Here is a 12,525-nt window from a genome sequence, read left to right on the forward strand (position 1 = left end):
CTACACTCCGTGTCCTCCTGGCAAATGCGCCTAGACCTGCTCGGTTCTCTTAATCCTCCTTTTTAAACCTTTATTGATATGGATGTTTAAAAAGTCTGGTCGAGATAACCTTTTATTGATATGAAAAAGCAAACTAGGAGCATAGCTTCTAGTTTGTACTTATTTAATTATTGGGGGATGAAATATGAATGTTTTAGTAATCGGCCGCGGTGGGCGTGAGCACGCTTTAGCTTGGAAGTTTGCACAATCTGCAAAAGTGAAAAAGGTATATGTAGCACCAGGTAATGAAGGTATGCGAGATGTTGCAATACCAGTTGATATTGATGAAAATGATTTTGATGCATTAGTTTTATTTGCCAAAGAGAATAATGTGGAATTAACTTTCGTTGGACCAGAAATTCCACTTATGAATGGAATTGTTGATCGTTTTAAAGAAGAGGGACTTCGCGTATTTGGTCCGAATAAAGCGGCTGCTGTTATTGAAGGTAGTAAAGCTTTTACAAAAGAGCTTATGAAAAAGTATGATATTCCAACTGCGGCGTACGAAACTTTTACAGATTATGAAGAGGCAGTACAGTACATTCAAAAAGTTGGTGCACCAATTGTTATTAAAGCTGACGGATTAGCTGCTGGTAAAGGGGTAACGGTAGCACTGACGCTTGAAGAGGCATTACAAGCTGTGAAAGAAATGCTACAAGATGTGAAGTTCGGCGCGGCAAGTAAGAAGGTTGTTATTGAAGAGTTTTTAGATGGACAAGAATTTTCATTAATGGCATTTGTAAATGGAACAACTGTACATCCGATGGTAATCGCTCAGGACCATAAACGAGCTTTTGATGCTGATAAAGGCCCAAATACAGGCGGAATGGGTGCATATTCTCCAGTACCACAAATTCCAGAATCAGCAGTTCAAGAAGCGATTCAAACCGTATTACATCCAACTGCTCAAGCAATGATCCAAGAAAATCGATTGTTTACAGGGATTTTATATGCAGGGCTTATTTTAACAAATGACGGTCCAAAGGTAATTGAATTTAATGCACGCTTTGGTGATCCTGAAACAGAAGTTGTATTACCTCGCTTAGAAAATGATTTAGTTGATGTATGTAACGCTGTATTAGATGAAAGTGAGTTAGTGTTAGAGTGGTCAGAGGAAGCAGTAATTGGTGTTGTACTTGCTTCAAAAGGATATCCAGAAGTGTATAAAAAAGGTGAAATTATTACAGGATTAGATCGTTTAGAAGATGCTATTGTCTTTCATTCAGGTACAGCGATGAAGCATGGGGATTTTGTAACAAATGGTGGCCGTGTACTATTTATTGCTTATAAAGCGAAAGACTTACAAGAAGCGAAAGATAGAGTGTATAAAGAAATCGCAAAGATTGAAAGCGATGGCTTATTTTATCGTAGTGATATAGGATATCGTGCGATTGGGCATGAGATTACGCGAAGCTAACATATGTTAGCTTCTTTTTTTATAGGAAATAGAGTATAGTACGTTGAATCTTTTCAAGAGATTATAAACTATTTGTATCTATATACACTTTTTCTCTACCTGCTTACATCTTATTTCTCCAATTAATAATAGCAGTATTGAGATAATTAACGTAAGAGCAGCGACAAGGAGTGGGAGGGAAAAACTTTGCATTTGCTCTGCAATAATACCTGTAAAGATTGGACCGATAATTTGGCCAATCCCATAAACACCTGTCGTATAACCAATGATTTTATTACTTTCATTCGGTCTTATTCGTTTTGCTTCTGTAGTTGTTAAAATTGTAATTCCGACGAATGTAGCACCTAGAAGGAATGCACTTAGAAATGCCCCAAAAAGGTTTGGAATAAGGAGTGGAGAAAGTACACTTATAATTTGTAACATATAGGCGGATGTAAGAGCTCGTGTTGGTCCGTACTTCCGAGCAACAGTGGACCAAATGTAACTAGATGGGATGACAGCAATACCGACAATAATCCAGCTACAAGATGCATAGAAGGGTGATAGTGTAATTCTTTCTACAATGGTGACAAGGAAGGTCCCTGTAATGATATAGCCAAACCCTTCGAATCCGTAAGCTAAAATAAGCCAAAATAAATAGTTTTTTCTATGAGATGTAGCTTGTATAGTACTTTTTGGTTGCTGTATAGTACGTCTACTGTCCTCTCTTAACCATTTCCATACAAGGATAGCTAAACTAAAACTAATAAGTCCTAACCCAATCCATGCACCTTGCCAATTCCAAATTGAGTTGAATAAAGGTGCGAAACTTCCAGAGAAAATAATGCCAATTCCAACACCGCTATAAATCATGCCACCTAGCATGACTTTATTACTTTGAAATAAATAATCTAAAACAATACTAGAGGCAAGAACAAATACAATTGCACTTGTGAAACCACCGATAAAGCGAAGGGGAAACCATAAAAAGATATAAGAGGTTAAGCCCATACAAAGAGTTGAAAGAACATTGAAGAATAAACAGAGGTGTAATATTTTTTCACGATTTTTTATCGTAATGAATCCAATAAAGAATGCCCCAAGTAAATAACCAAGATAATTACTGGATGCTAAATATCCAGCGAGGTCATCTTCTATATGGGCTTGCTTTTCCATAAAAGAAATAATCGGTGTGTAGGCGAACCGACTAATACCCATGACAGCTATTAAAGAACATATCCCAGCTATAATCATTTTCCATGTTTTTGTCTCGTTCATATAATCTCCCTTCTTGAAATATCTTCTAATATATATGATAGAGGAATATATATGGGGCGTAAAATACTGATTTTTTATATGTAATATCAAAATTAATGATATGAACGAAGGGATATGAACGAATGAACTTACAAGATTTTGTAGCTTTTTATATGGTCGCGCAGGAGAAAAGTATTTCAAGAGCAGCTATTCGGTTGAATTTTGTTCAATCAAACATAACAGCAAAAATAAAACGGCTAGAAGCTGAATATGAAACACAATTATTTTATAGGCATCGAGATGGAGTTACATTAACACCAGCCGGAGAAAAGTTGTTAACATACGCTGAAAAAATGATTCAATTATTAAATGAATCAAAAAGGCAAGTGAAACATACAGCGGAGCCTGGAGGAGTATTGAAAATTGGAGCGATGGAAACAGCAGCAGCTGTTAGATTGCCCACGATTTTAGCTAATTATCATATGCGCTATCCAGAAGTGGAAATTATGTTGCAAACGCACAATACGGAAGAATTAACGAAGAAGGTACTTTTATATGAAATAGAGGGGGCATTTGTAGCTGATTGTATAGATGATCCAGCTTTAGAAAAGATAGAAGTATTCCAAGAGGAAATGATGTTACTTTCAAAGCGGAATGTTTTGTGGGATAACGGATGTTCGGAATCGCAGTCTTTTATCGTTTTTCAATCAGGTTGTTTTTATAGAAAAGTTTTAGAAGAATGGTTACTATCTGAAGGGATTGTTCCAAAAAAAATAATGGAATTAAATTCTTTAGACGGTATTATTGGATGCGTAAAAGCTGGACTTGGGGTGTCTATGTTACCACGTGAAGTAGCAGAGCAATTTGACAGCCATAAAGAACTTATTCATACACCGTTAGTACATGAAAACAGGTTTATTCCGACTTATTTTATTTATCGGAAAGATAGTGTGAGAACAGCAGCGTTAAGCAAGTTTATTGATGACTTGCTTTGTATAAAAACAGCCCGCTGAAAATTCAGTGGGCTGTTTGTTCATGCATCTTTATCTTTCTTCAATTTTCCTTTTTGCTTTGCCATTTCTCGAAGTAAATACTCGATGTGTGCATTGACGCTACGAAACTCATCATTCGCCCATTTTTCGATGACTGCGTGTAATTCAGGATCAATACGTAATGGAAAGCTTTTCTTTTTAGCCATAATTACTTATAGCCCTTAGTATAGGCTTCCTGTATTAATAACTGGTTGCGCACCTTTATCTGAAACGATGGCAACTAATAGGTTGTTTACCATATTCGCTTTACGCTCGTCATCTAATTCAAGTACGCCTTCCTCATCTAACATATGGATTGAATCCTTCGCCATCTTCACAGCACCTTCAACAATCTCTTTTCTAGCAGCTAATACCGCTTTTGCTTGTTGACGTTGTAGCATCGCATGGGCAATTTCTGTTGCATAAGCTAAATGTGTTAAACGAGTTTCTAATACTTCTACGCCAGCGATTTCAAGGCGCGCTTCTAACTCACGCTTTAATTCTTCAGAGATTTCTTCAGTATTCCCGCGTAACGTAATGCAAGTTTCATCTTGGAAATTGTCATAAGGATATTTTGTTGCGACGTGGCGGATTGCTGTTTCACTTTGAATTTCTACAAATCGATCGTAATGTTCAACACCGAACATTGCTTTTGCAGAATCAACTACTTTATATACAATAACAGCTGCAATTTCAATTGGATTTCCCTCAACATCGTTTACTTTTAATTTCTTACTATTAAAGTTTTCAACACGTAACGATACAGTTTGACGGAATGCGAATGGAATTGTTAAAAATAAACCGTTTTGACGAATTGTTCCTAAATAATTACCAAAGAACGTAATAACTTTCGCTTGATTCGGTTGAACAATACCGATACCTGTAGCGAGAATTGCCGCTAATATAATAGTTAGTGCTGCTCCTACGAAAATTTCTTGTGCAAGGAAAAATACACCGATAGCAGCTAAAATCAAAATTCCAATAATACCGAGAAAACCATTTACATAAAATACTTGTTTTTCTTTCATATGATCGCCTCCTGATATAAAAATGATATCACTTTTATATCATTTTAAGCAAGAGATATGCACCTAATTTTCTGAAATTTATTGATTGATATCTTTTATGTACATTTTAATTTTAAAAAGGGAATGTACGTTCTGTTTTTATGGTAAAATAAAGAAGACTTAACCGCCCACTGCAGCAGCTAAGTCTCTTTGAGAGCATCTTGCATCGTGACAAATGATTCAAAGCGGTTTTGCCAGGATTATTTCTTCAATCGCTGACTCAATCTCTTTGTCAGAAGCGTCATAACTTCCCTTTGACTTTGGCTTGTCATGAGCGGAAGTTTGATTCACTTCTTCTTTAGCATGTCCTTGTTCAGCAAAATTCATGCCAGGCATTTTAAATGCGCCCATATTCATGTATTTTCCAAATTTCCACGCTTCAACAATAGGGCAGAAGCGAACAATTCCCTCTGCAACTTTCATTGCACCAATCCATAGAAAAATGTTAGCCCAAGTGCACCACGGCTTGCGTACAAGTTTAGTTGCACTACATCCGAAGAGGACAAGCCCAAGTGTAATTCGAATTAGAGCGTTTATTGTCCCGATGTTTTGCTTCATTAGAAAAACACTCCTTTTTATGAAAATTGAAATAGTAAATACTACTTCTCTTATTAGTATCCCGTGTGATTTTTGGGATATGTAATCCAACATTTGACGTTGAAAAAGATGTTGGAATCGGCGTGTGTGTCAGTAGCTTTTTTTGTTATAATGAAAGAATGCATAAAAAGAAGGTGAAATTAAATCCTTCTTTTTGAAAAATATTTAATAGCTATTTAAAAAAAACAAGATAAAAACTAACTGTTATTTTAAACAGAACTATAGATATAACTAGAGAAAAGGAAGGGTGTTTTCATGTACGATATTTCCGGATGGAAACATGTATTTAAGCTTGATCCAAATAAGGAGTTAAGCGATGAATATTTAGAAATGATTTGTGAGTCTGGAACGGATGCTGTTATTGTAGGCGGAAGTGATGGAGTTACAATTGATAACGTATTACACATGCTAGTTAGCATTCGTAGATATGCAGTTCCTTGTGTATTAGAGGTTTCTGATGTAGAAGCAATTACACCAGGATTTGATTTTTATTACATCCCAAGTGTTTTAAATAGCCGAAAAGTAGAATGGGTAACAGGTGTTCATCATGAGGCATTGAAAGAATTTGGGGATATTATGGACTGGGACGAAATTTTTATGGAAGGGTATTGTGTTTTAAATCCCGAAGCGAAAGTAGCCCAGCTTACAGATGCAAAATGTGATTTAACAGAAGATGACGTTATTGCATATGCGCGTTTAGCGGACAAGTTATTACATTTACCGATATTTTATTTAGAATATAGCGGTACGTATGGAGATGTTGAACTTGTTAAAAATGTAAAAGCAGAATTGAAACAAGCCAAGTTATATTATGGCGGTGGTATTTCTAATGCAGAACAGGCGAAAGAAATGGCACAGTATGCTGATACAGTAGTCGTTGGAAATATTATTTATGATGATATAAAATCCGCATTAAAAACAGTTAAAGCAGTAAAAGGAGAGTAGGTGCAGGCGTATATGGGTATGACAGATAAGTTATTAAACGGTTTAAATCCACAGCAACAAAAAGCAGTACAAACAACGAATGGACCACTTCTACTAATGGCAGGTGCAGGTAGTGGTAAGACACGCGTGTTAACACACCGTATTGCGTATTTGCTTGGTGAAAAAGGTGTAGCACCATGGAATGTACTAGCTATTACCTTCACAAATAAAGCAGCTCGTGAAATGCGCGAGCGTATTGATAAACTTGTGGGACCAGAAGCAGAAGATATTTGGATTTCGACGTTCCACTCTATGTGTGTACGTATTTTACGACGCGATATCGATCGTATTGGTATTAATCGTAACTTTACAATCTTAGATTCAGGTGATCAGCTAACTGTAGTCAAAAAAATTATGAAAGAGCGCAATATTGATCCGAAGAAATTTGAGCCGCGCTCTATTTTAGCGGGTATTAGTAATGCGAAAAATGAACTGTTATCTGCGGATAAATATGCAAAAAAAATTACAATGGCTGATCCATATGAAAAATTAACGAGCGATGTATACACAGAGTATCAAAAACGTCTTTTGAAAAATAATTCATTAGACTTTGATGATTTAATTATGACGACGATTCAGCTATTTGAACGTGTTCCAGAAGTATTAGAGTTTTATCAGCGTAAGTTCCAATATATTCATGTTGATGAGTATCAAGATACGAACAAAGCGCAATATCTTCTTGTTAAACATTTGGCAGCACGTTTTAAAAATCTTTGCGTTGTAGGTGACTCTGACCAGTCTATTTATCGCTGGCGTGGTGCAGATATTTCTAACATTTTGTCATTTGAAAAAGACTATGAGAATGCACAGGTAATTTTGTTAGAACAAAACTATCGTTCATCACAAAATATTTTAAATGCAGCGAATGCTGTTATTGAAAAAAATACGAATCGTAAACCGAAGAAATTATGGACAGACAATCAAGTTGGAAGTAAAATCTCGTATTATCGTGCTGCAACTGAAAAGGACGAAGCATATTTTGTTGCGAAAAAAATTCGTGACGATCTTCAAATGGGGAAACGAAAATACACTGATTTTGCAGTGCTATATCGTACGAATGCTCAGTCTCGTATGGTCGAGGAGATTTTCCTTAAATCTAACATTCCGTACAAAATTGTTGGGGGAACTAAGTTCTACGACCGTAAAGAGATTAAAGATATTTTGGCATACTTACGTTTAATCGGTAATCCAGATGATGAAATTAGTTTTGCACGTATTATTAACATGCCAAAGCGTGGTATTGGTGCGACGTCTATCGATAAAATTATTAATTACGGTGTGCAAAACGGAATTTCATTAACTGCTGTATTTGATGAGATAGAGCATGTTGGAGTAAGTGCAAAAATTACAAAGGCAGTAAAAGAATTCGCAAGTTTATTACACAACTGGGTAAATATGCAAGAGTATTTATCTGTTACAGAATTAGTAGAAGAAGTTATTGAAAAAACAGGCTATCGCGATATGTTGAAAAATGAGCGTTCTTTAGAAGCGGAAGGTCGTTTAGAAAACTTAGACGAGTTCTTATCTGTTACGCAAACATTTGAATCTCAAAGTGAAGATAAGAGCCTTGTTGCATTCTTAACAGATTTAGCACTTGTTGCTGATATTGATCGTGTAGATGAAGACCCAACTGCTGGTGAAGAAGTTATTTTAATGACGATGCACTCAGCGAAAGGATTAGAGTTCCCGGTTGTCTTTATTGTTGGTTTAGAGGAAGGGATATTCCCTCATACTCGTTCTCTAATGGAAGAGGATGAAATGCAAGAAGAACGTCGTCTTGCTTATGTAGGTATTACTCGTGCAGAAGAAGAGCTATATTTATCTAATGCGCAAATGCGTACTTTATTTGGTAGAACAAGTATGAACGCTGCGTCTCGCTTCATTACAGAAATCCCGGCAGAACTAGTGGAATCATTAAATGAAACAGCGCCGAAGCGTGAAAATTCGTTTGGTGCAAAAGGCAGAACAGCAAGTAGTAGTAAAATGACAACGACAACCGCAACACGCTCTCGTTCAGCTTTCGCGCGTCCTGCAGCTAAGACGACAGGCGGTGAGCAAATTGGCTGGGCAGTAGGCGATAAAGCTTCCCACCAAAAATGGGGAATCGGTACAGTTGTAAGTGTAAAAGGTGAAGGTGATGCAAAAGAATTAGATATTGCGTTCCCAAGCCCGATTGGTGTTAAACGTTTGTTAGCAAAATTTGCACCTGTGACGAAACAATAGAAAGGAATGAGGATATGTCAAAAGAGATAGCAAAAAAACGTATAGAAGAACTGCGTGATTTGTTAAATACATTTAATTATCAATATCACGTATTAGACAATCCTTCTGTTTCTGATGCGGAATATGACCGTGATATGCAGGAGCTTATAAAATTAGAAGCAGAGAACCAAGAGTTTATGAGTGAAGATTCTCCCTCCGTTCGCGTTGGGGGAACTATTCTTGATATATTTGAAAAAGTAACACATAAGTCACCGATGTTAAGTTTAGGAAATGCATTTAACGAAGGTGATTTACGTGATTTCGACAGAAGAGTACGTCAAGGAATTGATGATGCGAATGTAAGATATATATGTGAATTAAAAATTGACGGGCTTGCCGTTTCGCTTCATTATGAAAAAGGACGCTTCATTCAAGGGGCGACACGTGGTGATGGTGTAACGGGTGAAGATATTACTCAAAATTTAAAAACGATTAAAGCTATCCCACTTCGTTTAAATGAAGAAGTAACGTTAGAAGCACGAGGCGAAGCTTATATGCCGAAGCGTTCATTCGTTAAACTAAATGAAGAAAAAGAGCAAAATGGAGAAGATGTATTTGCGAATCCGCGTAATGCAGCAGCAGGTTCAATACGTCAACTTGATCCAAAAATTGCAGCAAAGCGTAACTTATCTATGTTTGTGTATGGTCTTGCGAATGTAGAAGAAAAAACAATTCCATCGCACAGTGAATCGCTTGATTTCTTAGGTGAACTCGGATTTAAGACAAATCCAAATCGCCGTACATGTGAAACAATCGAAGAGGTTATAGCTTATGTAGAAGAATGGCAAGAAAAACGTCCGCATCTTGATTATGAGATTGATGGAATCGTTATAAAAGTAGATGATGTTGCTCTTCAAGAAAGTCTAGGAACTACAGCGAAGAGTCCAAGATGGGCGATTGCTTATAAATTCCCAGCTGAAGAAGTTGTAACGAGATTAACAGGCATTGAATTAAGTGTTGGCCGAACAGGGGTTGTAACACCGACTGCAGAGCTAGAGCCAGTGAGAGTTGCTGGTACGATTGTTCGCCGTGCTTCTCTACATAACGAAGATTTAATTCGTGAAAAAGACATTCGAATTGGTGACTACGTTGTTGTGAAGAAGGCTGGAGATATTATTCCTGAAGTTGTGAACGTTATTTTTGATAAGCGTACTGGTGAAGAAGAAGAATACCGCATGCCAACGCATTGTCCAGCATGTGAGAGTGAACTTGTTCGTTTAGAAGAAGAAGTAGCACTTCGATGTATAAATCCGACTTGTCCGGCTCAAATTCGAGAGGGATTAATCCATTTCGTTTCAAGAAATGCGATGAATATTGATGGACTTGGAGAACGTGTCATTACACAACTTTTTGATGCAGATTATATTCGTACATTTGCTGATTTATATGCATTGACGAAAGAGCAATTATTACAGTTAGAACGTTTTGGTGAAAAATCAGCAACAAACTTAATACAAGCAATTGAAAATTCTAAAGAAAACTCGCTAGAGCGATTATTATTTGGTCTTGGAATTCGCCATGTTGGAGCGAAAGCAGCACGTACATTTGCAGAGCACTTTGAAACGATGGATGAGCTTGTAAAAGCAACAGAAGAAGAACTAAAAGCAATTAATGAAATTGGCGAAAAAATGGCTCAATCTGTTGTGACATATTTTGATAATGAAGATGTATTAGAGTTATTACAGCAGTTTAAAGAGTATGGCGTGAATATGACATACAAAGGTATAAAAATTGCAGATTTACAAAATGTTGAATCTTACTTCGCAGGAAAAACGGTTGTTTTAACAGGTAAGCTAGAAGTTATGGGACGAAGTGAAGCGAAGAAGAAGATTGAGGCATTAGGTGGAAAAGTAACAGGAAGTGTTAGTAAGAGTACGGATTTGGTTGTTGCAGGTGAAGCAGCTGGTTCGAAATTAGCACAAGCGGAGAAACATAATGTTGAGGTTTGGAATGAAGAGAGGTTCTTACAAGAGCTAAATAAGTAAGAGGTGCAAACTTACCATGAAAAAAATAGCATTAGCGATATTAAGCCTGGGCCTACTTGTAAGTGGGTGTAGTGCAGGTGCCGACAAAGATGAAAAAGTGGCTGAGAAATCGGGGAAAGCAAAGGAACAATCAGTTGTTCCAAAATACGCTATTTCGGATGAATATTATAAGACGACTATTCCATTTGATGGTGGAAATGCACGTGGTTTAGTGGTACAAGGGCTAAATAGTCGTCTTGATATAGATGAATTTGAAACAGGATTAATGCGAATTGCAAAAGAATCATTTAATACGAAAGATAATTTTTTAAAAGGCGGAAGTGCTCTAGATACTCAAGTGATACAGATGCTTGTTAAAAGAAAACGTACAGATGCTGAACAAAAGGAACTAGAAGACAAATTAAAAAAAGATGCAGTTAAATTTCCTAATATAGGATTAAACCCTGCATTAGGAACGGGATCCGAATCACTAGAAGTGAAAAATAAAAAAAATCCAATATATATTTCAAATATTTTAGAGCATGATTATTATGTGAAAAAAGGCGATAATGGTGAGGAACGTGTTGGTATGGTAGTTGGATTAGCGATGAATTCTGTTCAATATTTTAACGAAGAGCATGGTTATCCACGTGAAGCTGCAATCCCGGATGAAAAGATGTTAGCTGAAGGGAAAAAAATGGCGCAAGAAATTTTGAAAGTCATACATCAAAAACAACCTGATACAAAAAATATTCCGATAACATTTGCGATTTATCGTCAAACTCCAAAGTCTTCGCTCGTGCCAGGTAATTTTGTTTCTTATGCAAATGTAGAAAAAGGTAGTGAAACGGTTGAAGATTGGAAACAAATTAATGAGAAATATTATTTGTTCCCATCAGAGCAAGCGAAAACAGATAATAAACGTGAAGATCTTGCAAGAGTATCCAACTTTAAGGCAAAACTAAGCGATTATTTCCAAGGTGACTATACAGCTGTTATTGGTACTGGTATGTATAGAGATGATGAATTAAGAGAAATGAAGCTTGATATTCCTGTCCAGTTTAATGGAAAAGCTGAAATAATTGGTTTTACACAATATGTGGCAGGGCTTGTTATGGAATACTTCCCGAATTATATGAAAGTACAAGTAACGATTAAATCTGTAGAACGCCCAGAAGCTATTATTATACGTGAAGCAAAACAAGATGAACCACTTGTGAAAATTTTAGATTAAATATGAAGGCTGTTCCTCTATGGAACAGCTTTTTTTCTTATGTAATTTTGTTATAATTTAAAATGTTGTAAATAATAGGGGTAAGGGGTAAAGTTCATGGAAGAATTAAGTTTTCAAGTCATTATTTTATTAATTGCATTCGGTTTTTTAGCAGCTTTTATTGATTCCGTTGTTGGAGGAGGAGGGTTAATTTCGCTTCCTGCGCTTATGTTTGTTGGCTTATCGCCGGCTTCGGCAATTGCAACGAATAAATTAGCGGCAACAATGGGGACGTTTACGAGTGCGATGTATTTCATTCGATCAGGAAAAGTTGATTTTAAAATTGTAGGAAAGTTAATCCCGTTAACTATTGTTGGAGCTGTTGCAGGTGCTTTAGTAGTAAAATTTATTCCATCGGATATTTTACGCCCATTAGTACTTGTAATGTTGGTATTTATTGCTATTTATATTATTGCAAAAAAGAATTGGGGAAGTGTGTCTACCTATAAGAAGATGACGCAAAGAAAAACATTAATATTTTTCTTTGTTATTTTAATGATAGGATTTTATGATGGATTTTTTGGACCAGGGACAGGGTCATTTTTAATTTTTGCATTTTTATTAATTGGTTTGGATTTTATTCAAGCGGCAGCATCTGGAAAACTTTTGAACTTTGTTAGTAATATTGTATCTTTAATTACTTTTTTATTTTTAG

11 protein-coding genes are annotated in these 12,525 nt (G+C 36.3%); 7 read left to right on the forward strand and 4 right to left on the reverse strand.

The features are described from left to right. Positions 1-184 precede the first annotated feature (184 nt). The gene (purD, locus tag MR170_RS27820; protein ID WP_242310208.1) at positions 185-1,456 is read left to right on the forward strand and encodes a phosphoribosylamine--glycine ligase; all 1,272 of its coding nucleotides are present in this window, start codon (positions 185-187) and stop codon (positions 1,454-1,456) included. Positions 1,457-1,534: 78 nt separating this feature from the next. Here the strand turns inward: purD and MR170_RS27825 are convergent, their stop codons facing one another. Then, positions 1,535-2,713: a YbfB/YjiJ family MFS transporter gene (locus MR170_RS27825; RefSeq protein ID WP_029441468.1), complete on the reverse strand. Its 1,179-nt coding sequence runs from the start codon at positions 2,711-2,713 to the stop codon at positions 1,535-1,537. Positions 2,714-2,835: 122 nt separating this feature from the next. Here MR170_RS27825 and MR170_RS27830 point away from each other — a divergent pair, with 122 nt between their 5' ends. Beyond that, on the forward strand, positions 2,836-3,705 hold the full coding sequence (locus tag MR170_RS27830; RefSeq protein ID WP_029441469.1) for a LysR family transcriptional regulator: 870 nt from the start codon (positions 2,836-2,838) through the stop codon (positions 3,703-3,705). 20 nt (positions 3,706-3,725) lie between these two features. Here MR170_RS27830 and MR170_RS27835 read toward each other — a convergent pair whose 3' ends face one another. The 3 genes from MR170_RS27835 to MR170_RS27845 all read right to left on the reverse strand — a co-directional run bounded on the left by MR170_RS27835 (position 3,726) and on the right by MR170_RS27845 (position 5,348). Next, a complete protein-coding gene (locus MR170_RS27835; protein ID WP_001085171.1) occupies positions 3,726-3,890 on the reverse strand; it encodes a type II toxin-antitoxin system antitoxin in 165 nt (54 codons plus the stop codon). Positions 3,891-3,905: 15 nt separating this feature from the next. Then, positions 3,906-4,751 (reverse strand): SPFH domain-containing protein, encoded by an 846-nt coding sequence (locus MR170_RS27840; protein WP_000660675.1) that lies wholly within the window; start codon positions 4,749-4,751, stop codon positions 3,906-3,908. A 219-nt stretch (positions 4,752-4,970) separates the two neighbouring features. Further along, complete coding sequence (locus MR170_RS27845; RefSeq protein ID WP_016083731.1) at positions 4,971-5,348, reverse strand: YgaP family membrane protein; 378 nt, start codon at positions 5,346-5,348, stop codon at positions 4,971-4,973. 294 nt (positions 5,349-5,642) lie between these two features. Here MR170_RS27845 and pcrB point away from each other — a divergent pair, with 294 nt between their 5' ends. The 5 genes from pcrB to MR170_RS27870 form a co-directional block, all read left to right on the forward strand. Further along, positions 5,643-6,332 carry a heptaprenylglyceryl phosphate synthase gene (pcrB, locus tag MR170_RS27850; RefSeq protein ID WP_000272109.1) on the forward strand — a complete coding sequence of 230 codons (690 nt, stop codon included), beginning with the start codon at positions 5,643-5,645 and terminating at the stop codon, positions 6,330-6,332. 12 nt (positions 6,333-6,344) lie between these two features. After that, positions 6,345-8,594: a DNA helicase PcrA gene (gene pcrA, locus MR170_RS27855; RefSeq protein WP_029441470.1), complete on the forward strand. Its 2,250-nt coding sequence runs from the start codon at positions 6,345-6,347 to the stop codon at positions 8,592-8,594. Positions 8,595-8,608: 14 nt separating this feature from the next. Further along, positions 8,609-10,618, forward strand: a complete 2,010-nt coding sequence (gene ligA / locus MR170_RS27860) for an NAD-dependent DNA ligase LigA (RefSeq protein WP_016083729.1) — start codon at positions 8,609-8,611, stop codon at positions 10,616-10,618. 16 nt (positions 10,619-10,634) lie between these two features. Next, entirely contained in the window at positions 10,635-11,831 is a 1,197-nt protein-coding gene (locus MR170_RS27865) for a CamS family sex pheromone protein (RefSeq protein WP_016083728.1), read from the forward strand. A gap of 96 nt (positions 11,832-11,927) precedes the next feature. After that, on the forward strand, positions 11,928-12,525 hold a 598-nt coding region (locus MR170_RS27870; RefSeq protein ID WP_242310210.1), incomplete at its 3' end, for a TSUP family transporter.

The sequence above is a fragment of the Bacillus cereus group sp. BfR-BA-01524 genome (genome assembly GCF_022662595.1).
Taxonomy (GTDB): Bacteria; Bacillota; Bacilli; order Bacillales; family Bacillaceae_G; genus Bacillus_A; species Bacillus_A thuringiensis_S.

What these genes read in the sequence shown, in the direction of transcription:
- purD (WP_242310208.1), top strand. Translation starts at nt 185, where the DNA reads ATGAATGTTTTAGTAATCGGCCGCGGTGGGCGTGAGCACGCTTTAGCT.
- MR170_RS27825 (WP_029441468.1), bottom strand. Translation starts at nt 2,713, where the DNA reads ATGAACGAGACAAAAACATGGAAAATGATTATAGCTGGGATATGTTCT.
- MR170_RS27830 (WP_029441469.1), top strand. Translation starts at nt 2,836, where the DNA reads ATGAACTTACAAGATTTTGTAGCTTTTTATATGGTCGCGCAGGAGAAA.
- MR170_RS27835 (WP_001085171.1), bottom strand. Translation starts at nt 3,890, where the DNA reads ATGGCTAAAAAGAAAAGCTTTCCATTACGTATTGATCCTGAATTACAC.
- MR170_RS27840 (WP_000660675.1), bottom strand. Translation starts at nt 4,751, where the DNA reads ATGAAAGAAAAACAAGTATTTTATGTAAATGGTTTTCTCGGTATTATT.
- MR170_RS27845 (WP_016083731.1), bottom strand. Translation starts at nt 5,348, where the DNA reads ATGAAGCAAAACATCGGGACAATAAACGCTCTAATTCGAATTACACTT.
- pcrB (WP_000272109.1), top strand. Translation starts at nt 5,643, where the DNA reads ATGTACGATATTTCCGGATGGAAACATGTATTTAAGCTTGATCCAAAT.
- pcrA (WP_029441470.1), top strand. Translation starts at nt 6,345, where the DNA reads ATGGGTATGACAGATAAGTTATTAAACGGTTTAAATCCACAGCAACAA.
- ligA (WP_016083729.1), top strand. Translation starts at nt 8,609, where the DNA reads ATGTCAAAAGAGATAGCAAAAAAACGTATAGAAGAACTGCGTGATTTG.
- MR170_RS27865 (WP_016083728.1), top strand. Translation starts at nt 10,635, where the DNA reads ATGAAAAAAATAGCATTAGCGATATTAAGCCTGGGCCTACTTGTAAGT.